Annotated in this window: 20 protein-coding genes; 8 read left to right on the top strand and 12 right to left on the bottom strand. The window is 61.6% G+C overall.

The genetic code is table 11. The annotated features are described in order from the left end of the window. Positions 1-37 precede the first annotated feature (37 nt). Positions 38-787 carry a creatininase family protein gene (locus HX817_RS04785; protein ID WP_008435386.1) on the top strand — a complete coding sequence of 250 codons (750 nt, stop codon included), beginning with the start codon at positions 38-40 and terminating at the stop codon, positions 785-787. Between the two features lie 159 nt (positions 788-946). On the opposite strand, the gene HX817_RS04780 is transcribed toward HX817_RS04785, so the two are convergent. After that, the gene (locus HX817_RS04780) at positions 947-1,288 is read right to left on the bottom strand and encodes a hypothetical protein (protein ID WP_003210199.1); all 342 of its coding nucleotides are present in this window, start codon (positions 1,286-1,288) and stop codon (positions 947-949) included. A 29-nt stretch (positions 1,289-1,317) separates the two neighbouring features. Then, a complete protein-coding gene (locus HX817_RS04775; RefSeq protein WP_177039875.1) occupies positions 1,318-1,956 on the bottom strand; it encodes an ATPase in 639 nt (212 codons plus the stop codon). 143 nt (positions 1,957-2,099) lie between these two features. Between HX817_RS04775 and HX817_RS04770 the strand changes: the two genes are divergently transcribed. After that, positions 2,100-2,363 (top strand): hypothetical protein, encoded by a 264-nt coding sequence (locus HX817_RS04770; protein ID WP_008435390.1) that lies wholly within the window; start codon positions 2,100-2,102, stop codon positions 2,361-2,363. 15 nt (positions 2,364-2,378) lie between these two features. Here HX817_RS04770 and HX817_RS04765 read toward each other — a convergent pair whose 3' ends face one another. Both HX817_RS04765 and yfcF read right to left on the bottom strand, forming a co-directional pair. Then, positions 2,379-3,110: a GntR family transcriptional regulator gene (locus tag HX817_RS04765; protein WP_177008612.1), complete on the bottom strand. Its 732-nt coding sequence runs from the start codon at positions 3,108-3,110 to the stop codon at positions 2,379-2,381. Positions 3,111-3,144: 34 nt separating this feature from the next. Beyond that, positions 3,145-3,777: a glutathione transferase gene (gene yfcF, locus HX817_RS04760; protein WP_102368834.1), complete on the bottom strand. Its 633-nt coding sequence runs from the start codon at positions 3,775-3,777 to the stop codon at positions 3,145-3,147. A gap of 171 nt (positions 3,778-3,948) precedes the next feature. Between yfcF and HX817_RS04755 the strand changes: the two genes are divergently transcribed. Further along, positions 3,949-5,379 (top strand): hypothetical protein, encoded by a 1,431-nt coding sequence (locus tag HX817_RS04755; RefSeq protein ID WP_177039874.1) that lies wholly within the window; start codon positions 3,949-3,951, stop codon positions 5,377-5,379. On the opposite strand, the gene HX817_RS04750 is transcribed toward HX817_RS04755, so the two are convergent. Then, positions 5,376-5,900 carry a DUF924 family protein gene (locus HX817_RS04750; protein ID WP_008435398.1) on the bottom strand — a complete coding sequence of 175 codons (525 nt, stop codon included), beginning with the start codon at positions 5,898-5,900 and terminating at the stop codon, positions 5,376-5,378. The two genes, HX817_RS04755 and HX817_RS04750, sit on opposite strands and share 4 nt — an antisense overlap. A gap of 127 nt (positions 5,901-6,027) precedes the next feature. On the opposite strand from HX817_RS04750, the gene HX817_RS04745 reads away from it, so the two are divergent. Next, positions 6,028-7,086 (top strand): HoxN/HupN/NixA family nickel/cobalt transporter, encoded by a 1,059-nt coding sequence (locus HX817_RS04745; RefSeq protein WP_177039873.1) that lies wholly within the window; start codon positions 6,028-6,030, stop codon positions 7,084-7,086. A gap of 187 nt (positions 7,087-7,273) precedes the next feature. On the opposite strand, the gene HX817_RS04740 is transcribed toward HX817_RS04745, so the two are convergent. The 6 genes from HX817_RS04740 to HX817_RS04715 form a co-directional block, all read right to left on the bottom strand. Next, complete coding sequence (locus HX817_RS04740; RefSeq protein ID WP_177039872.1) at positions 7,274-9,715, bottom strand: TonB-dependent receptor; 2,442 nt, start codon at positions 9,713-9,715, stop codon at positions 7,274-7,276. Between the two features lie 88 nt (positions 9,716-9,803). Then, positions 9,804-10,751, bottom strand: coding sequence for a FecR domain-containing protein (locus tag HX817_RS04735; RefSeq protein ID WP_177039871.1), 948 nt, complete (start codon positions 10,749-10,751; stop codon positions 9,804-9,806). Further along, positions 10,748-11,245: a sigma-70 family RNA polymerase sigma factor gene (locus HX817_RS04730; RefSeq protein WP_087692459.1), complete on the bottom strand. Its 498-nt coding sequence runs from the start codon at positions 11,243-11,245 to the stop codon at positions 10,748-10,750. The genes HX817_RS04735 and HX817_RS04730 overlap by 4 nt, the downstream gene beginning before the upstream one ends. 247 nt (positions 11,246-11,492) lie before the next feature. Continuing rightward, positions 11,493-13,781 carry a 5-methyltetrahydropteroyltriglutamate--homocysteine S-methyltransferase gene (gene metE, locus HX817_RS04725; protein WP_177039870.1) on the bottom strand — a complete coding sequence of 763 codons (2,289 nt, stop codon included), beginning with the start codon at positions 13,779-13,781 and terminating at the stop codon, positions 11,493-11,495. A gap of 388 nt (positions 13,782-14,169) precedes the next feature. Beyond that, positions 14,170-15,015 (bottom strand): LysR family transcriptional regulator, encoded by an 846-nt coding sequence (locus HX817_RS04720; protein WP_256344163.1) that lies wholly within the window; start codon positions 15,013-15,015, stop codon positions 14,170-14,172. A gap of 21 nt (positions 15,016-15,036) precedes the next feature. Then, the gene (locus HX817_RS04715) at positions 15,037-15,927 is read right to left on the bottom strand and encodes a LysR substrate-binding domain-containing protein (RefSeq protein WP_003210225.1); all 891 of its coding nucleotides are present in this window, start codon (positions 15,925-15,927) and stop codon (positions 15,037-15,039) included. A 117-nt stretch (positions 15,928-16,044) separates the two neighbouring features. On the opposite strand from HX817_RS04715, the gene HX817_RS04710 reads away from it, so the two are divergent. The 4 genes from HX817_RS04710 to HX817_RS04695 all read left to right on the top strand — a co-directional run bounded on the left by HX817_RS04710 (position 16,045) and on the right by HX817_RS04695 (position 19,398). Continuing rightward, positions 16,045-17,346, top strand: a complete 1,302-nt coding sequence (locus HX817_RS04710) for an FAD-binding oxidoreductase (RefSeq protein ID WP_177039869.1) — start codon at positions 16,045-16,047, stop codon at positions 17,344-17,346. Positions 17,347-17,375: 29 nt separating this feature from the next. Continuing rightward, the gene (locus HX817_RS04705; protein WP_003210229.1) at positions 17,376-18,464 is read left to right on the top strand and encodes a polyamine ABC transporter substrate-binding protein; all 1,089 of its coding nucleotides are present in this window, start codon (positions 17,376-17,378) and stop codon (positions 18,462-18,464) included. Between the two features lie 75 nt (positions 18,465-18,539). Beyond that, complete coding sequence (locus tag HX817_RS04700; RefSeq protein ID WP_003210231.1) at positions 18,540-18,932, top strand: GFA family protein; 393 nt, start codon at positions 18,540-18,542, stop codon at positions 18,930-18,932. Beyond that, complete coding sequence (locus tag HX817_RS04695; RefSeq protein ID WP_177039868.1) at positions 18,925-19,398, top strand: GNAT family N-acetyltransferase; 474 nt, start codon at positions 18,925-18,927, stop codon at positions 19,396-19,398. The genes HX817_RS04700 and HX817_RS04695 overlap by 8 nt, the downstream gene beginning before the upstream one ends. A 218-nt stretch (positions 19,399-19,616) precedes the next feature. On the opposite strand, the gene HX817_RS04690 is transcribed toward HX817_RS04695, so the two are convergent. Next, positions 19,617-20,279, bottom strand: a complete 663-nt coding sequence (locus HX817_RS04690; protein WP_177039867.1) for a DUF2268 domain-containing putative Zn-dependent protease — start codon at positions 20,277-20,279, stop codon at positions 19,617-19,619. Positions 20,280-20,404: the final 125 nt, after the last annotated feature.

The following is a 20,404-nucleotide window of genomic DNA, read 5'->3' as shown; positions in this document are numbered from 1 at the left end:
ACCGTGTTCCTGGGCTTGATGAGAGAGAGAACCTGAGATGCTTTTACATCAATCCACCTGGATCGAGATTGGCCAGTTTCTGGAACGCAGCCGCAGCATCGTGATTCCCATCGGCTCCAACGAACAACACGGCCCCACCGGCCTGTTGGGCACCGACTGGATGTGCCCGGAAATCATTGCCCATGAAGCGCAGAAGAACGCCGACATCCTGATCGGCCCGACCTTCAACATCGGCATGGCCCAGCACCACCTGGGCTTCCCGGGCACCATTTCCCTGCGCCCTTCGACCTTTATCGCGGCGATTGGCGATTGGGTACGTTCGTTGGCAGGCCATGGTTTCGAGAAGATCCTGTTTCTCAATGGCCACGGCGGCAATATTGCCTCGATCGAAGCGGCGTTCTCCGAGCTGTATGCCGAGGCCAGCTTCAGCGGGCGCCCGTCGGGTTATGCGCTGAAACTGTGCAACTGGTGGGACCTGGAAGGCGTGAACGAACTGGCGCACCAGCAGTTCCCGGTGGGCCACGGCAGCCATGCCACGCCGTCGGAGATCGCCGTGACCCAATGGGCCTACCCGGACGCAATCAAGTCGGCAGACTACTCGCCGCAAATCGCCAACACCGGCCCGATTCGCGAAGCCCGCGACTTCCGCGCGCGTTTCCCGGATGGGCGCATGGGTTCAGACCCGGCGCTGGCCACCCCGCAAAAAGGCGGTGAGTTGGTGGCGTTGGCGGCCAAGGGGTTGGTGAAAGCGGTCGAGACGTTCAGCAGCGAGCCAAAGCCGAGCTGAATCATTCGCTCAAGACAATGAAGATCAACTGTGGGAGCTGTCGAGCTTTAGCGAGGCTGCGATGGGATCACCTCGGTGTCACTGTCATACCGCAGCGATGCCATCGCAGCCTCGCCGGGGCTCGACAGCTCCCACAGACCACAGACTGGCCCCAGTCGATTACAGGCAATCCTGCGCCGCATGCTCGAACCGCGACGGCTTGAACGTCGATGCCAACGGCTTGCGCTCGTACAGGAACACCTTGCCGCCGTCCTGGGACTTGTAGACTTCGAGGATGTTGTCCGCGGCGATCTTGCTGCTCACCACGATCCGGGCATGCCGCGAATTCTGCGTGACCGTGGAGGTCATGCCGTTTTTCTCGAACTTGGGCACCACGCACTGCACGTAGGCTTCAGGGTCCTTGGCGGTTTGCAGGGTGAGGGTTGGGGCATTGGGGGCGGATGCACAGCCCGTCATCAATAAAGAAGCAGAAGCCATCGCTGGCACTAACAACACGCGCATAAAAATTCCTGAAAAATAAACGAAGTGGGCTAACCGGCAGCGAGCAACGCCTTGAGCGAGGCATCGAACTGCTTTAATGCGTTCAACTGAACGTCGCGCTGCTGCCCAATCTGTGCAGCGATCTGGGGCGCCGTTTTGTCATGTACCCACACATTAGGCAAGTGCATTTGCATCGAACCCTCGGCTTTGGCGATGTATTGCAGGTCAAGGTCATAGAACTTGGCAACAAACCGCGCTTCCACCAGGTCGTTACGCTGGGTCAGCAATTGGTTGTAGGTATCGAGCATCACCACCACATCCGGGTGCGCCTGCAACAGCGCATCAAGGTTGTCGTAACGGGTGACCGAGGCAAAGGTGTGCCGCAACGAAGCCATCAGCCAGTCAATCGCCAGGTCCGGGTCGGAACTGTCGACGAAGGCCTGGCGAATCTGCTCGTCCAGCTGGCCCTTGGCACCATTGACCGCCATGGCGTGGTAGCGCGCCAGGTACTCAAGGTTGTCGAGGGTGTTGTCGCTGTAGAGCACGCCGACCGATTGCGAATGCTGCAACCCGACCGGGCTGGCGACGATTGGCGCCAGGTGGCTGGCTTGAAGCCCCCCGGCCGACGCAGAGCCAACCATTGTGCTCATCAGCAGCGCCACCAGGGCCAAACCGGTAAAAGTCCTCATCGCAGGGTCCTTGCACATCATGTTCAATGATGGCAATTGTCCTCCTTTTTCAGAAAAACAGAACTCGCAATACTTGATGGTGACTATTATCTAGAGCAATAGTGTCGTGCAGGCCGCCTCACACAAAATGATAAGGAACGCCTATGAAGCCCCACCAGAAAACCTTCGATCGCATCCGTGAAGCTGTGCTTCCGGAGTTTCGCGAGCGGGTTGCCGATTACCTGGTCGACTATGAGGAAGTGCTGCTGGACAACGCCGCCGAACCGGAAGTGGTCTACGCGATTGCCCAGCAATTGCGTGGCTACTTGCGCGGCTTGAACACCACCCGGGTGCTGGGCATGGCCGACTGGGAAGACCTTGACCGCCGGGTGGTGCAAAGCTGGCTGGTGCTGCTCAAAGCCGAATAGCACCGCGCCTCAAGCTCAGCGTATATCCACGCGATAACGGAAATGTTCGGCGTGGCCACGGCCGCGTCGCAACTCCAGGGGTTGGCCGGCGTAATCCCGGGCCAGCCGCTCGATCACCATCACCGGGCTGCCCACCGGCACCTGCAACCAGCGGGCCCACACGTCATCGATGGACTCGGCGGTGAGGGCTTCCTCGGCAGAAGCGACTACTTGCCCGCAGACTTCTTCGTAAGTGGGGTACAACAGCAATCCCTGCCGGGTCAGATCCACGTCCAGCAGCGTCTGGAACCGCTCGCGCGGCAGCCAGATTTCCTCGGCCAGCACTGGCCCGGTGTCCAGCACGTGTACCCGCACGATGCAGATTACCGGCGCATCCGCTGCCAGCCCCAGCACCTCGCTCACCGACAACGGCGCCTTCACCGGCTTGACCGACAGGATCCGGCTCTGCGGCAGCTGGCATTCACCGCCCGGGCCCTGGAAGCGGAAACACCGGAACAACGACGACTGAAACTTCGGGCGGCGCACAAACGTACCACGGCCCTGCTGGCGCTCCAGAATGCCCTCGCCCACCAACGCCTCGATCGCTTTACGCACGGTGCCGGTAGACAGCTGGTACTGGGTGGACAACACCGCTTCAGGGGGAATAGCCGCACCGGCACGCCAGTGATTATTGGCAATCTGCTCAATCAGATGATCCCGAAAACGCTGGTACAGCGGCAGGCGGGAGTCACTCGACAGTATATTCATGGACCAGGATTCACTTTGTAATTGAGGAGTGTGACTACAGCGACGGTCGTGCCTGCTTGACCCATTCCTGGACCGAAGGCCGTTGCCATTGGCGCTGGGCGTATGCCACCAGGTTGGCGGGTACGCTGTCACCGTTGAGGATCAGCCGGTTGAGCATCACGGCCAGGTCCACGTCGGCAATCGACCACGCGCCGAACAGGTAGTCGCGACCGTCGGCCAACAGCGCCTGCGCCGCGTTGATCAGCGTGTGGGCCGCTGCTTCAGCAACCGGCGACAGCGGTTCGCCCTTGAGCCCGTAAAACACCACCAGGGTCGAGCGTTCCTGCCGAATCGGCATCAAGTCACTGCGCAACCACGCCTGCACCTGCCGCGCCCTCGCCCGCTGGCGGGGTTCGGCCGGGTACACCGGCACCTGCGGGAACACATCCTCCAGGTACTCGGTTATCGCCGACGACTCGGACAGCGCAAACTCACCCTGCACCAGGGTCGGTACGCGCCCGGTCAGCGACAAGTGCGTGTACGCGTCAGTCTGGTTCTCGGCCGTGTCGAGGTTCAACGTGAGCAGTTCAAATTCAAGGCCCTTTTCCCGCAGGGTCACAAACGCCGACATCGCGTAGGGACTGGTGAAATGGGCGTCAACGTACAGGCTCAGCGGGCGATGGTTCACGGCGACATCTCCTTGGTGGGAGCACCACACTACGAGATCGCGCCGCGCAAATGAAATGCGCGGTTTTTATGGGGGCATTCCTGGCTGGAATACCATCGATAATGGCAATACTATGGCCCCTTGAACCCCACCCGTAACGCCCCGAAAAGCGGATCAAGGAACGATCACTAGATGAAACAAGCGGTTGTCGTCATCCACGGAATCGGCGAGCAGCGCCCGATGGATACCCTGCGTGGCTTCGTCGAAGCGGCGATCCCGGCGGACACCCCCGAGGCGACGCCTTTCTACTGGAGCAAACCCGACCGGTTTTCGCGCAACTTTGATTTGCGCGTGTTGAAGTCGGCGGGTCGCAACACCACCGATTTCTACGAGTACTACTGGGCCCACAAGATGCAGGGCACCAAGGTCGGGCACCTGCTCAGTTGGCTATGGGACATTTTCAAGCGTCCGCGCCGGGATATCCCGACGGCCATCGTGCCGATCTGGCGCGCCACGCGCTGGGCCTTGCTGGCCCTGCTCGTGCTGCTGGTCAGCGGAATCCTGGCGACGCTGTATGGCCGATTCCCCCACAGCGACAACCCCTTCGCCCTGATCCCGGTGCTGCTGGCGGTGATCGGCCTGGCCCTGAAGTACTCGGCACTGTCATACCTTGGCGATGCCGCCCGCTACCTGAGCCCCAACCCGCAGAACGTGGTGGTGCGCGAACAGATCCGCGCCGATGGCGTCGACCTGCTGCGCGCCCTGCATGACAAGGGTGATTACGACCGCATCATCGTCGTCGGCCACAGTTTGGGCAGCGTGATTGCCTACGACATCGTCGGCTACCTGTGGCACGAGCATCACGATCAGTTACGCCCCGGCGGCCCGGAACTCGCCGCCCGCTACGCCAACCACGAGCGATTGCAACCGGTGGTCCAGGACACGCTGCCAAAGGCTGGAAACGCCCTCGACGGCCGCCTGCAAAGCCTCCTCAGGTTCCGCGAACAGCAAGCCGAAGCCTTTATCGAACAACGCAACCTCGGCAACCCGTGGCGCATCACCGACCTCGTCACCCTCGGCAGCCCGATGGCCCACGCCAGCCTGTTGTTGGGCCGCAGCGTGAGCGACTTCAAGCGCCGCATCGAACGCCGCGAAGCCCCCGCCTGCCCGCCGACGCTCGACGATAAGGGCTACGGCTACAGCGGCCGGCTGCCCGTCACCGTCGGCGGTCGCCCATTTTCCCCCCTGTACTTGCACCATGCCGCGGCCTTCGCCGTGACCCGTTGGACCAACCTCTACTTCCCCGCGCCCCTGGGCCTGTTTGGCGACATCGTCGGCGGCCCGGTCAGCCCGGTGATGGGCCCCGGCGTACTGGACCTGCCGGTCAGCGTGGGCAAATGGAAAGGCTGGCTCGCCAGCTCCTGGCTCAGCCACACCCATTACTGGAGCGAACGCGGCGGCGCCAAGGGCTACCTGAATAAACTGACCACCGATGACGCGGCGATTACCCAAGGCGAACGTCCGTCGGCGACTGAAGCGTTGCGCTGGGCGATTGATCTCAAGGGGGTGCGGCGTTTTCGCCAGGCGGGCGTCAGAGACTTAGTGGCTGAACCCGAGGCCTAGCCCGAAAAGCCACCGTCCTCCAGGAACGCCCGCTCCTCCTCTGTCGTGACCCTGGCCAACACCTCATTACGATGAGGAAAGCGCCCGAACCGCTCGATGATGCGGGCGTGCTCCTTGGCCCAGCGGTAGGTATTGGCATCAAGGTCCTTGTTCAGGGCCACCGACAGCTGTTGATCCCCGGGATCTTCAGAATGCTCGAAGGGCAAATAACAAAACGCCCGCAACGGTGTTTCGATCGACTTGTCCATCCCCGCCTCGACCATCTGCCGCGCGTACAAACGCGCAAGCGGGTCGGTGGCGAACATATGCGCCGTGCCACGGAAGGTATTGCGCGGGAACTGGTCCAGCAGCAACAGCAACGCCAGCGCGCCCTCCGGCGTTTGCATCCAGCTCTCCAGTTCGCGCCGGGCCGCCTGCAAATGCGTGGTGTAGAAAGCCTCGCGAAAACGCCGGTCAAACCCTTCATCCTTGGCAAACCAGAGCTTGGGCCCCGCCTGTTTCCAGAACTCAATAACCGCCATTGCTGCATTTTCGATCGTCGTCACAATCCTCTCCTCACTCACTCCACAAATTTCATCATCACTCTAAACAAAATCTATAAAGTTTCGGAACGTGTCTGAATGTTTCCAACGCACACAGGTAGTGTTGATGATCCTACGCCTTGCCCAGATTTTCAGTGACTCCAGCACCCAGGTTCGCGCCAAGCTGTTTGGCATCTACGGGTTGTTGATCGGCATTAACATGGTCGCCTGGATCTGGGCGCTGGTGGCGTTCCATGAGCATCCGGTGCTGCTCGGCACCGCGCTGTTGGCCTACGGTTTCGGGCTGCGGCATGCGGTGGATGCCGACCATATCGCCGCCATCGACAACGTGACCCGCAAGCTGATGCAGGAAAAGAAACGTCCGGTGGCGGTGGGCTTCTTTTTCTCCCTGGGACATTCTTCGGTGGTGGTCCTGGCATCCATTGGCGTCGCGTTTGCGGCCTCGGTGATGCAGGCGCGGTTTGAAGGGTTCAAGGCCATCGGCGGGGTGATCGGCACGTCGGTCTCGGCCTCGTTCCTGTTGGTCATCGCCTTGATGAACCTGGTGATCCTGCACGCGATCTACAAGGCCTGGCGCCATGTGCGCCAGGGCGGTGCGTATGTGGAGGACGACTTCGACCTGCTGCTGGCGGACCGGGGTTTCATGGCGCGGATTTTCCGCCCGGTGTTTCGCCTGATCAGCCGCAGCTGGCACATGTACCCGTTGGGTTTCCTGTTCGGCCTGGGCTTTGATACGGCCACCGAGATCGGCCTGTTGGGGATTTCTGCGACCCAGGCCTCTCAAGGGCTGTCGCCGTGGGCGATCATGGTGTTCCCGCTGCTGTTCAGCGCCGGCATGTCCCTGGTGGACACGCTGGACGGCCACCTGATGCTGGGGGCATACGGCTGGGCGTACATGAAGCCGATCCGCAAGATCTACTACAACATGACCATCACCCTGGTATCGGTGGTGGTTGCGGTGGTGATCGGCAGTATCGAGGCGTTGGGGTTGATGGGTGACCAGTTGGACCTGAAGGGATCATTCTGGAGTTTTATCGGCTCGCTGAACGACAGTTTCGGGATGCTGGGCTACATGATCATCGGGATCTTCGTGGCCAGTTGGGCGATCTCGGTGATGCTGTATCGCCTCAAGGGCTTTGACCGGATTGAAGTGAACGCGGGTTGACCGAGGGACATTCAGCCTTGTTGTGGCGAGGGAGCTTGCTCCCGCTGGGTCGCGAAGCGGCCCCAATAAGGCAATCGAGAGCCACCTGAAAGAACACCGTGTCCTTTTTTTAGGGCTGCTTCGCAGCCCAGCGGGAGCAAGCTCCCTCGCCACGGGTTGTCCATTCACCCGATAGGGTTTTCCAGGCTCAGAAATCCACCGTCGCCGACAATTTCACTGTCCGCGGCTCACCCTGGGTCAGGTAGTTATTGGCCGTCGACGCCGACGACCAGTACGCCTTGTTCGCTACGTTTTCGACGTTGGCGCGCAGGGTGATGTATTTGTCATCCGCCTTGAAGCCATAACGCGCCCCCAGGTCGACGCGGGTCCAGGCCGGGATGCTCAGGCTGTTGGCGGCGTTGACGTATTCGCCACCGGTGCGCAGCATCCGTGCGCTGACCGCCGCACCCTGGATGCCCGGCACATCCCAATCCGCACCGATGTTGTACTGGAAGCGCGGCACACCCGCGGCGCGGTTGCCGTCGGTGGCACCGTTGGAAGTGCTCTTCTGTTCGGTGTCCATCCAGGTGGCGCCGGCCAGCAGGCGCAGGCCGTCGATGGGCTCGCCGAACACGTTGAGTTCCACGCCTTTGTTGATCTGTTCACCGTCGACAGTGAAGGTGTCGAACTTCTGGCCTGGGAACCGGGTGGTCGCGTTGTTCGGCTGTTCGATGCGGTACACACCCAGCGTGGCGCCATAGTTTTCCCAGTCCAGCTTCACCCCGGCTTCCGTCTGCTTGCTGCGCTTGGGCGGGAAGACTTCGCCGGGGTTGGTCACGTTCGTGAGTGGCGCCGTCGGGCCCTGGGCCAGGCCTTCGATACGGTTGGCGTAGAACGACACGTGCTCCCATGGCTTGATCACCAGGCCATAGACCGGTGTGGTGATGGACTCGGAGTACGGTGTACCCCGTGCCCCCGTGGCCGTGTTCCAACTGTCCACCTCGATGGTCTGGCGCCGTACGCCCAGGGTCAACAGCACCCGATCATCCAAAAAGCCCAGGGTGTCGGACACCGCCGCACTCTTGATGCGGTTCTTGCCGACAACCCGCGGGTCGTGAATATCACTGCCGAAATAGGTGTTGGTAGGTCGCGGCGTTTGCGTCGGGTCGTACAGGTTGCCGGGCTGGCGGTTGGCTTGCAGGATCGCCTCGTAGGACGAGCGCTGCTCGCCCCAGATCCCCGACAGCCCGAAGTTCATCTGATGGGTCACCGGCCCCGTCGCAAAGTGCCCGTTCAAGCCGGCCATGGCGCTTTTGTTGTCTTCGTCATGGGGTGAATAGAGGAAGCCCACCTTGGCGCTGCCATCGTTGGCGACATACAGCGACGAATACTGGCCGTTCTCCCGAGTGTGCTTGGCGCCACCTGCCGCGTAGACCGTCCAGTTATCGTTCAAGTCATATTCGGCGTTGACCATGCCGTAGGTGTCTTCCAGCTGCGACCAGCTCCAGTCCTGGGCGTAGTTGTCCTTGGCCGACGGCGGGCTGGGCACTTTGGTGCCGGTCAGGTAGACCACCGAGCGGCCGTTATTGATGCGTTCTTTCTGGTAGCCAAAGTCGGTGGAGACCCGCAAGCGCTCGCCGCGATAATCCAGGGCGACGGCGATCAACTGCGAGCTTTTGTTTTCGTCATCCACAGCGGTTTCGCCGCCGTGCCGCGCCAGGTTGACCCGGGCGCCAAAGCGGTTGTCTTCGCCAAAGCGTTGGCCGAGGTCGATGTGGCCGCCGGCCTGGCTGTCGCTGGCGTAATCGAGGGTGACGCTGCGGGTGGGCGTGTCTTCAGCGCGCTTGGGCACCAGGTTGACGCTGCCACCGATCCCGCTGCCCGAGGGCGACACGCCGTTGACGAAGGCATTCGGGCCCTTGAACAACTCCACCCGTTCCAGGGCTTCGGTAGTGATGATCTGCCGGGGCAGCACGCCGTACAGGCCATTGAATGCGATGTCATCGGTGCTCAGCGGCAGCCCGCGAATGGTGAACACCTGGGAGAAGTTGCCAAACCCGGACGACTGGCGCACCGACGCGTCGTTGAGCAATACGTCGCCGACGGTTCGCGCTTGTTGGTCGGCGATGGTTTTCGAGGTGTAGCTGACCACGCTGAATGGCACGTCGTTGATGGACCGATTGCCCAACACGCCGAGGCGTGCAGAACGTGCCACCTGGCCACCGGCATACGTGTCTGCCTGCGCCCCGCTCGCTTCACCGCTGATGGTGGTGGCGCCCAACTCCAACGCACCGCCGCTGGCCTGGGGCACCACGGTATAACCGTTGGTGCCGGTGCCTTGCAGGGTGTAGCCGCTGCCTTGCAGCAACTGGGCAAAACCCGATTGTGCGCTGTAGCTGCCTTGCAGCCCCGGGCTTTGTTGATCGTTGAGCAACGTGGAATCGAACGACAACGGCACCCCGGACAACGCCGCAAACTGCGCCAGCACATTCCCCAGCGGCCCCGCCGCGATGTTATAGCTGCGCGCCGCACTGCTTGGCGCAGCGTCTTCTGCCTGGGCGTTCTGCAACGGTGCGACGGCGGCAAGGGCGACCGCCAGGCTCAGTGCCTTCAACGGACGGGGGCAGTACGGGAGCGGTCTGGCGGTCATGGGCATTCCTGTCGGCGCGGAGCAATGTTGAGGGTTCTCCCCTACACCGGGCGACAACGAAAAAGGTATCAGCGAAAGTTGAAAAAGATCAGCGCGGCTCGACCGTCACCCAATACCCCGTCAGGCTGCTGACCTTGACCGGCAAGGTTTCCTGCAACAGGTGCAGGCTGGCATCGGTATCGCGCAGGGGAAACGCACCCGACACCGTGAGGTCGGCAACCGAGGCATGGCAGCGCAATACGCCGGCGCGATAACGCCCCAGCTCATCCAGCAGTTCCGCCAGGCGCATATGCTGGGCCAGCAGCATGCCGTTCTCCCAGGTCAGGGTGCTGACATCCAGCGGCTCGACGGCGGCTACCCGGTCAACACTGAAGGCGCCCTGCTCGCCCGCCTTGACGATCACCCCCTGGCCGGCATGCGCCGCCAGCAACTCCACCGCGCCTTCGGTCACGGCCACTCGGCTTGCCTGCTCACCCACCCGCACGCTGAATCGGGTGCCCAAGGCCCTGGCGGTACCGTGGCGGGTCTGGACGATGAACGGGCGATGGGCCGAATCCTTGGCGGTGGTGATCAGCACTTCGCCTTTGAGCAGCTCGATACGCCGCACCTGCTCGGAGAACGCGATATTCAGCGAGCTGCCGGTGTTGATCAGCAAGCGAGTGCCGTCGGGCAAAGTGAGGTTCCTTTGTTCGCCGATGGCCGTGTGCTGGTCGGCGGTCCACTGCTGCCAAGGCACCTGCCGATACGCCAGCCAGGCCGCCGGGCCGGCCGCCAGCAACAACCCGAGCGCCTGGCGTCGGCCGAGGGATTTTTTGCGCCCGATGCGCTTCAAGGTATCGCCGGCAATCGCCACCGGCACGCTGTTGAAGTCCCCCAGAATAGCCTGCGCCCGTTGCCAGGCCTGGGCATGCTGGGCGCTGCGGCCCTGCCACTGGGCGATGGCGCGGCGGTCCTCATCGGTGGCGCTGCCGGACTGCAACTGCACCATCCAGTCGGCGGCTTCACCGAGGATCAACGGATCAATCGACTGGCTCATGCCACGCTCAGGCAGGCAAGGAAGGCCTCGCGCATGTAGCGTTTGACCGAAATCAGCGACACACCCAGGGCATCGGCAATCTGCTGATAGGTCAGGCCGTCGATCTGCGACATCAGGAAGGCCTGACGGGTTTTTTCCGGCAGATCCCGCAGCATCGCCTCAATGCGGTACAGCGCTTCGAGGATCAGCCAGCGGGTTTCCGGCGAAGGTACATGCTGTTCGGGCAGGTGGGCGATGGTTTCCAGGTAGGCGCGTTCCACTTCCTGGCGGCGCCAGCTGTCGATCATCAGGCCCTTGGCGATATGGGTCAGCAATGCCCGTGGCTCGGCGCCCAGGTGGGTGCTGGTTTGCCGGGTGAGCAGGCGCATGAACGTGTCATGGGCCAGGTCTGCGGCATCGCTGGCGTTGCCCAGCTTGCGGTCCAGCCAACGGTGCAACCATCCATGGTGTTCGCAGTACAGGTCCTGGATATGCAGATTGAGGGGAGACGACATGCCGATCACCGGGGCGTGCCGGGCGGTGAGACCCAAGCGTAATTAAGAATTGATCGCATTCTAGACTGCGCGGGGTAATGCTGGCAATTTCATGATTTTGATAACGCCGGTGACCCAATGTGGGAGCGGGCTTGCTCGCGAATGCGGTGGGTCAGTCGACATCTCCAGCGGCTGATACTCCGTATTCGCGAGCAAGCCCGCTCCCACATTTTTGATCTTCACCCGGCGTTTGATTCCGGGTGTCTGATCAGGCCAGTTCAGCCCGCAGTTGACGCGCCGCTGTCACCATGTGAATCAGCGCCGCTTCAGTCTCCGGCCAGCCACGGGTTTTCAAGCCGCAATCCGGGTTGACCCACAGGCGTTCGGCCGGGATGCGTTTGGCTGCCTTGCGCAGCAGGTTGGCCATTTCCGAGGCATCCGGCACCCGTGGCGAGTGGATGTCATACACACCTGGGCCAATGTCGTTCGGGTAAGCGAAGGCTTCGAATGCCTCCAGCAGTTCCATGTCCGAGCGCGAGGTTTCGATGGTGATCACGTCGGCATCCATCGCCGCGATGGACTCGATCACATCGTTGAACTCGCTGTAGCACATGTGGGTGTGAATCTGGGTTTCGTCACGCACACCGGAGGCGCACAGGCGGAAGACTTCGGTGGCCCAGTCCAGGTATTCCTTCCACTGCGCCCGGCGCAACGGCAAGCCTTCGCGGAACGCGGCTTCGTCGATCTGCACGATCTTGATCCCGGCGGCTTCCAGGTCCACCACTTCGTCACGAATCGCCAGGGCGAGTTGCCGCGCCTGTTCTTCGCGGCTCACGTCTTCACGGGGGAACGACCACATCAGCATGGTCACCGGGCCGGTCAGCATGCCCTTCATCACCTTGTTGGTGAGGCCCTGGGCGTAGCGGATCCACTCCACGGTCATGGCTTTCGGACGACTCAGGTCACCGAAAATCACCGCCGGTTTCACACAACGGGAACCGTAGCTCTGCACCCAGCCGAAGCGGGTAAATACATAACCGTCCAACTGTTCGGCGAAGTATTCGACCATGTCGTTACGCTCGGCCTCACCATGCACCAGCACGTCCAGGCCAAGGTTTTCCTGCACTTCGACAGCGTGGCGGATCTCGCTGTGCATGGCTTCGACGTATTCGGCTTCGCTCAACTTGCCGGCCTTGTAGGACTGGCGAGCCAGGCGGATCGAGGCAGTTTGCGGGAACGAACCGATGGTGGTGGTCGGGAACAGCGGCAGGTTAAGGCCGGCACGCTGTTTCTCGATACGTTGGGCAAACAGCGAGTCACGCTGGCTGTCCTTGGCGGTGATCGCCGCCACACGGGCTTGCACCGCCGGCTTGTGGATACGCGGCGAAGCGGCACGGGCCGCCTGCACGGCACGGCTTTCGGCCAGGGCAGCGATCACGTTCGGCGCTTCAGGCTGGTTCACGGCCTGGGCCAGCACCGCCACCTCTTCGCACTTCTGCACGGCAAACGCCAGCCAGCTTTTCAGCTCGGCATCCAGCTTGTCTTCACGGCACAGGTCTACCGGGCTGTGCAGCAACGAGCAGGATGGCGCCACCCACAGGCGATCACCCAGGCGCTCATGAGCATGCTGCAAGGTGGCCAGGGCTTTTTCCAGGTCGCAGCGCCATACGTTACGGCCGTTGACCACGCCCAGGGACAGCACCTTATAAGCCGGCAGGCGATCGAGGATGGTCGGGTACTGATCCGGTGCACGCACCAGGTCGATGTGCAGGCCGTCCACCGGCAGGTTGGCTGCCAGGCCGAGGTTCTCTTCCAGGCCGCCAAAATAGGTGGCCACCAGCTTCTTCAGCGGGTCGCGCTGGATCAGGTTGTAGGCACGCTCGAAGGCGTTTTTCCAATCCTGCGGCAGGTCCAGCACCAGGATCGGCTCGTCGATCTGCACCCACTCCACGCCCAGGTCCGCCAGGCGCTGGAAGATCTGGCCGTACAGCGGCAGCAGGCGGTCCAGCAGGTCGAGTTTGTCGAAATCACCACCCTTGGCCTTGCCCAGCCACAGGTAGGTCAGCGGGCCGATGACCACTGGCTTGACGGTGTGGCCGAGGTCACGAGCTTCCTTGACCTCTTCGAACAGTTGCTTCCAACCCAGCTGGAATTGCTGGTCGGCGCTGAATTCAGGGACCAGGTAGTGATAGTTGGTGTCGAACCACTTGGTCATTTCCTGGGCGTGGGCACCGCCGCAGCAGTTGTCACTGACGCCACGGGCCATACCGAACAGGGTGTGCAGGGTGGCTTTGCCGTCGGCCGGGCGGAAACGCTCGGGGATCACACCGAACATCAGCGAGTGAGTCAGTACCTGGTCGTACCAGGCGAAGTCACCGGCGGGCAACAGTTCGATGCCGGCTTTCTTTTGCAGGTCCCAGTGCGTCTTGCGCAGTTCACGACCTACGGCGCGCAGGCCGGCTTCGTCGAGCTCGCCCTTCCAAAACGCTTCCTGCGCTTTTTTCAGTTCACGATCGCGACCAATGCGCGGGAATCCAAGGGAATGGGCAACAGCCATGACGTAAAGCTCCAATGTGTTTGTATGGGAGCCATTGTCGGGATCGAGTGATAGTGAGACAAACTCATTTTATTTGAGATGATCACAAGTTCCACTCATGATGAAATGCACCGCCCAGGCTTGAGTGATCGCGCGGCGCTCACGCTCCATGCGCACGGGAGTGGGTGGGCCTTGGTTTTGCTTATCACTGAAATAGCTGGCGGCGTCTGTTTCGGTGCCCGGCCGCTCAGCATACTTTTGCTTCCCAAGCCCCAAGGAAGCCCCCACATGGAACAGCAGCCGCCACTGACCACCCTCCTCGTTCACTTCGTAGCCCTTGGGCTCACACTCCTCGGCATCGGCAGCCTGGCGCTGCTGATGGCCTGGGCCGGGCGTCTGATTTTCTAGTTCAATCGGCGGGAATATCGGCGCTCAACGTGCGGATCAACGCTTGCGCCTGAGAGTCCCGCTGCGCCGTATACAGCACCACTTCGCGACTGGGCAGCGGCGGCAGGTCGAAACGCTGCTCCACGTCGACGCAGCCACCGGGCGCCATCCGCCCCACCATCGCACCGATGCCAATCCCCGCCACCACAGCAGCGCCGATCGCCAGGATCCCGCTGCCCACAAACGCCTCTTCCCAGGCACGGTTCTGCTCGGCCAGCGCCGCCATCACCATGCTGCGCATGCCGCAGGGTTCCGGCTGGATCGCCAGGGGCAACGCCCCGCCCTGGCGCAATTCGAAGTCGTGGGAAGCCATCCAGCCAAAGCGTTCGATGCCCACCACTTCGCCGTCCTGGCGACGGTTGTCGTGCCGCAGGATCATCGCCACATCCAGCTTGCCCTGCTCGTAGTTCATCAACATATCCCGCGAGGTGCCGAGGCTGAACGCCACGATCACGTCCGGGTCGGTGGTCGCCAAACGTCGCAGCCACAGGCTGAGATCGGCGCCGACAATGTGGTGGCTGACGCCCACGCGCAAGGTGCGTTTCTGCGGGCCAAAACAATTCATCGCATCCTGGTAGTTGTCCAGCAAGCGGCGGGCGCTGGCCAAAAACATCTGGCCATGGGCCGACAGCGTGACCCGTCGCGGCGTGCGCTCCAGCAGCTTGCGGCCAAGGCTTTCTTCGAGGCGTTTTATCTTCAGGCTGATAGCCGCCTGGGTGCCGCCGATGGCATCGGCAGCGCGGGTAAAGCTCTTGAGTTCGGCGACCAGGACGAACGCCTGGATGGCGTCGATATCGGGCATTTTCATGGATGGGCTGGCGATAGAGAGTCAAGACGTGACGTTAGCATGCCGCGCCTGCTGACCAAACCACTGCATGATGAGCACGCAGCCTGGGTGTGACGCCGCCGATGACTGCAAGCACAATGCATACACCCCGCCGGTCACCAGCGGCTGACCAAACGGCACCACCAACACACCCCGTTCGATCGACTCGGCCGCCAGCGTCAGATCCGTCATCGCCACCCCAAGCCCGCGCGCGGCGGCATCCAGCGCCAATTCGTCAAGGTTGAACGGGATATGCCGGTAGTCGTCCAGCGACCGCGCGCCATTGGCCGCCAGCCAGGTCATCCAGTCCTGCTTGTCGGCTGAACGATGCAGCAGCGCAAAGTGTTCGAGCTGTTCCACGGAAGCCAGTGGCCCCAAACCCGGCGCGCAGACCGGCACCAATGATTCGTGGAACAAGGTCAGCCGCGCAGGATCGTTGTCGGGCTTGGGCAGGTAAAGGATGTAGGCATCGCTGTCACTCGCCGGCTCGACCACCTCGGTGGCGACGGTCTCGATTGCCAGGGAAATATCGGGATGGTTGCGATAGAAATCGCTGAGCTTGGGCAGCAGCCAGCGCACCGCCAGCGACACATGCAGGCGGATGCGAAACGGACGTTTACGAGGCGAGAGCCGATCCTCCAGCCCCTTCAGTTGCGCCAGGATGCTCCGGGCACTGGCCAGCACCTGCTCACCTTCGGAGGTCAGGCGCAGGCTGCGGCTGGTCCGGGTGAACATCGGCACGCCGAAATGGCTTTCCAGTTGCTGGATTTTGCGGCTCACCGCGCTTTGGGTCAGGCACAGCTTCTGCGCAGCCACGGTGAAGCTCGCGCAGTCGCTGACTTCAACCAACGCCTGAAGGCCCTGCAGCGAAGGCACGTGACGGATGTTATCCATGCGTTTTCCGAATGGCTGGATGATTTTATAACGTTGGTTGTATCACCGCAGGCCCTATAGATTCCAGCTGCAGCCCGAACTTATTTATGCCAGCAACGCATACAGCCGAGGATCTTCATGGAAAACACATGTGGCTGGATTGCCCAGACTGAAAGCCTCCCCGCCCGGGACCGACTCACCGGCCTACAAAAAGCCGACTGGCTGGTGATCGGCGCCGGCATCACCGGTTTGTGTGCGGCGCACAACCTGGCCGAGATGCACCCCGAGGCGCGCATCGTGATCGTCGACCGCCAGCGCGCCGCCCAAGGTGCCTCAGCGCGTAATTCCGGTTTTGTGGTGGCCCATGAGCATCCCGCTGCAAGTGAACTGATGGGCAACGCAGGCTTCGCTGACTTTGAGGTGGACACCGCGATCTCCCGCGCAGCCAGCGATGAAGTGCGCGAGCGCATCGCCCGCCATGCCATCGACTGCGACTTTCGGGACAGCGGCTACTACTTCGCCGTGCACGATCGCGACAAGCTTGCGCATGTGGATGCCAAGTTGGCGACCTTGCGTGCCGCGGGTGCTTCAGCGCAGTTCCTGCAAGGTGCCGCACTCGCGCAGACACTCGGCACCGAGCATTACCAGGCCGCCATCTGGTGCGGCCACGGCAACGCCTTGCTGCAACCGGCGAAGTATGTGAAGGGTTTGCTCGAAGCGCTGCCGGACAACGTGACGCTTTATGAGAACACCGACATCACCGGCCTTGAGCGCATGGCCAATGGCGGCATTCGCGCCAACGGCCTGGACGCCTGCATTGAAGCCGGCCAGGTGCTGGTGTGCCTCAACGCCTTTATTCCACGGGTGGGCCTTGAGGCCAGTGCGACGTTCCCGATGGAACTCAGCGCCAGCCTCACCCGCCCTCTCAGCGATGAGGAATACCGCCGGATCGGCGCAGTGGAACCGTGGGGCGTGCTGTCCACGCGGCCACTGGGTGCCACGGTGCGCCTGACACCGGACCATCGGGTGATGATCCGCAACACAGCGGAGTACCGCACCCGGGACTTGTCCAACGGCGACCTGTTGCACCGGCGCCAACACCATGTAAAGGGCTTGCAGCGACGCTTCCCGTGGCTGAGCGAACAAGACATCCACTACACCTGGACCGGCCACTTGAGCGCCTCCCGCAGCGGCCAACCGTATTTCGCGCGGATCGAAAGCAACCTGTATGCCGTCGCGGGCTGCAACGGTTCAGGCGTGGCCCGCGGCACGCTGTGGGGTCGACTGCTGGCCGAGTGGGCGTCGGGCCAGACTTCCTCGCTCCTGCACTCTGTGATGCACAGGGCACAGCCCGGCTGGCTGCCACCCCGGCCGTTGTTCGACATCGGTGCCATGCTGCGTATGGGCGTGGAAACGGTTCGAGCACGGACAGAAATCTAGAACAAGAAACCTCGATAAAGGTGATTCACATGCACATCAACAGTCTGTCCCTGGCGGTCATCCTCAGCGCGCTCCCGGCGGCTGTGTACGCCGCCGAAGAAGTGAACATTTCCAACTGGAACGGCTACATCGCCGATGACACCTTGACCAGTTTTACCAAAGCGACCGGGATCAAGGCGACCTACGACATTCACGACAGCAATGAAGTGCTGGAATCCAAGCTGATGACCGGCAATACCGGTTATGACGTGGTGAGCCCGTCCAACCACTTCCTCTCGCGGCTGATCAAGGCCGGGGCGATCCAGAAGCTCGACCGAAGCCAACTGCCCAACTGGAAAAACCTCGACCCGTTGCTGATGAAAAAGCTGGAGACCAACGACCCGGGCAACCAGTACGGCTTCCCGTATATGTGGGGCACGGCGGGGATTGGCTACAACGTCGAGAAGATCAAGGCGATCTTCGGCACCACCGACGTCACCCATTCCTGGAGCCTGTTCTTTGATGAAAACAACATCAAGAAACTCAGCGCCTGCGGCGTGGCGATTATCGACAACCCCACGCAGATCCTGCCGATCACCCTCAACTACCTGGGCCTGCCGCACCACAGCCACGAACCGGCCGACTACAAAAAGGCCGAGCAGGCGCTGTTGAAAATCCGCCCCTACATCCAGTACTTCCATGCCTCCAAGTACATCAGCGACCTGGCGAACGGCAATATCTGCGCAGTGATCGGCTTTAACGGCGACGTGGTACAGGCTGCCGCCAGCGCCAGGGAAGCGAAAAACGGTATCAGCATCGCCTACTCGATCCCGGACGAAGGCTCGACATTGTGGCTGGACATGGTGGTGATGCCCAAGGGTGCACCGCACGAGAAAAACGGCTATGCCTATATGAATTACCTGCTGGAGCCCAAGGTGATTGCCAACATTAGCAACAGCATCCACTACGCCAACCCCAACAGCGCGGCGGATGAGCTGGTGACCCCTGAGGTGAAGCAAGACCTGGCGATCTACCCGCCGAAAAGCGTGATGGACAAGCTGTTTATCGTGGAGGACCTGCCGCCAGCGATTGCGCGGCTGGCCACTCGGTTGTGGACCAAGTTGAAGACCAATACGTGATACCGAAAACCGGACTTGCTCAAGGCTCATGGGAGAGCGGTATAGTCACTCCATTGAGCTTGGGATTGAATCAACATGGAAGGACTTCACCAGGGTAGCTGCCTGTGCGGCGCGGTCAGCTACCGAGTATCGACACCGCTGAAAGCTGTGACGCATTGCCACTGCAAAAAATGCCAAAAGAGTCATGGCTCCGCCTTCGCGACATACGCGAGTGCTCCGAAATCGTCGGTGCACATCGAGTCTTCGCTGCAAACGCTCAAGGCTTATGAATCTTCCGAGGGTGTGTTTCGTGAGTTTTGCTCACGCTGCGGCTCGTCGATGTTCTGGTCCGATATCAATGGTGTTTACCCAGACTGGGTCTCGATAGCAATCGCTACACTCGATACGCCGCTCTTGCCTGGCAAGCAGGAGCACTCCTGCGTTGACTCCAAGGCCGCTTGGCTGGATCTGGAGAATCGCAGTGGCTGAATCAGAGGACGGTTTGTCGATACGCACCCTCTCGGCGTTGCCCGAAGAGATCCTGGTATTGGAAGCAGAAGCCGTCGCCGAAGGATTCAGGTTTCTCACGCGACTCGTTGCAGAGTGGCACAACGGCGCCAACCGATTCGACCAGCCAGGCGAATGTCTTATGGGCGTATTCAGCAACGGGCAGTTGATCGCCGTTGGCGGTTTGTCCCATGACCCTTACGCCGGTCCGGAGGTTGGCAGGCTGCGCCGGGTGTACGTCGCACGGGCATCAAGGGGACGCCAGGTGGGCAAAGCGTTGGTGGGCCAGCTTTTGGCACGCGCTGCGCAATCCTTCCATGTCGTGCGCCTGTCTACCGACACCCACGAGGGCGCAAGCTTTTATCTGCGCTGCGGGTTTGAGCCGGTACAGGACGAACATGCAACCCACGCTAAATCATTAATTGATCAGGAGGCTTCATGCAGGTGATCAACGACAACCGGCCTGAATACGTTCGGGGGAGATGACGGTTTGATGTCAGTGTGGGTGCGTTTTTGTCATGTGGGAGCTGTCGAGCTTTAGCGAGGCTGCGATAGCGGTGTGTCAGGCAGCTTATTTATCGGCTGTGCCGCCGCCTTCGCAGCCTCGCTGAGGCTCGACAGCTCCCACAGGGGATAGGGGTTGTTTGGTGGGCTTGTGTTTCAAAGTCAGGCCACCAACCCCGCTTTGGCGGCATTGGCGAGTATGTCTTGGGCGGGTACATTGACCCATGTGGCGGCGTCCACCTCGCCCTGTTTTGCCAGCCAGGCCTCCACCATCTGGTAGCCCAGCGTGTATCCCAGCCATCTTGGCCGCGCGCCGGTACCAAAGAACCATTCGCTGTGATCGTAATACGTGGCGTCTAGAAGCTGGCGGTCTACCGGGGCACTCAGCAGTTCCTGGGGTGCAAGCGCCCTCTCCCACTGCTCCGGCTCACTGCCCAGCACCTGCCGCACAAACTGCCCGGCCAGGCCCTCACTGACCATCGCCTCCCCCAGCGTCCAGCCATAACCGGGGCCCGCCATGCGCAGGCAATGGTGCACCTCATGCACCACGTGTCGACGCAATGCACCGCTTCGCAGGCTGGTGAGGAAATTCGGGTTATCGGGATCAAGGGTCATGCTGAACATCGTGCTGCGATAAGCACGGCCCACCAGGCCGAGTTCCGGAAGGGTCTCCCCCGGCAACCGCTGGATCAGAATGTCCAGCCGCGGCGGCGGCAGCAGTTGCGCGATTGCCTCGTAGGCAACCTCAAACTCTCGGATCAACTCCGGGCGAAACTGCGCCAGGCTCCCCGAAGCTTCCAGCCAATGCAGCGTCCATGCGTCCATTCTCACCTCTCGTCGCCCAAGCCGTGGTCCGTTATCAAAGCGGCTCATCATACCTACGGCCTGTCATATTCACAGGCCAGCTTATAACCGGGCCAGCAAATTCCGCTGACTAACCTTTCGATCTG

It is taken from the genome of Pseudomonas sp. C6002 (assembly GCF_013385805.1).
In the GTDB taxonomy this organism is placed as follows: Bacteria; Pseudomonadota; Gammaproteobacteria; order Pseudomonadales; family Pseudomonadaceae; genus Aquipseudomonas.
Note: the sequence above shows the minus strand (reverse complement) of the source record. Positions and strands in the feature narration are given on the sequence as shown.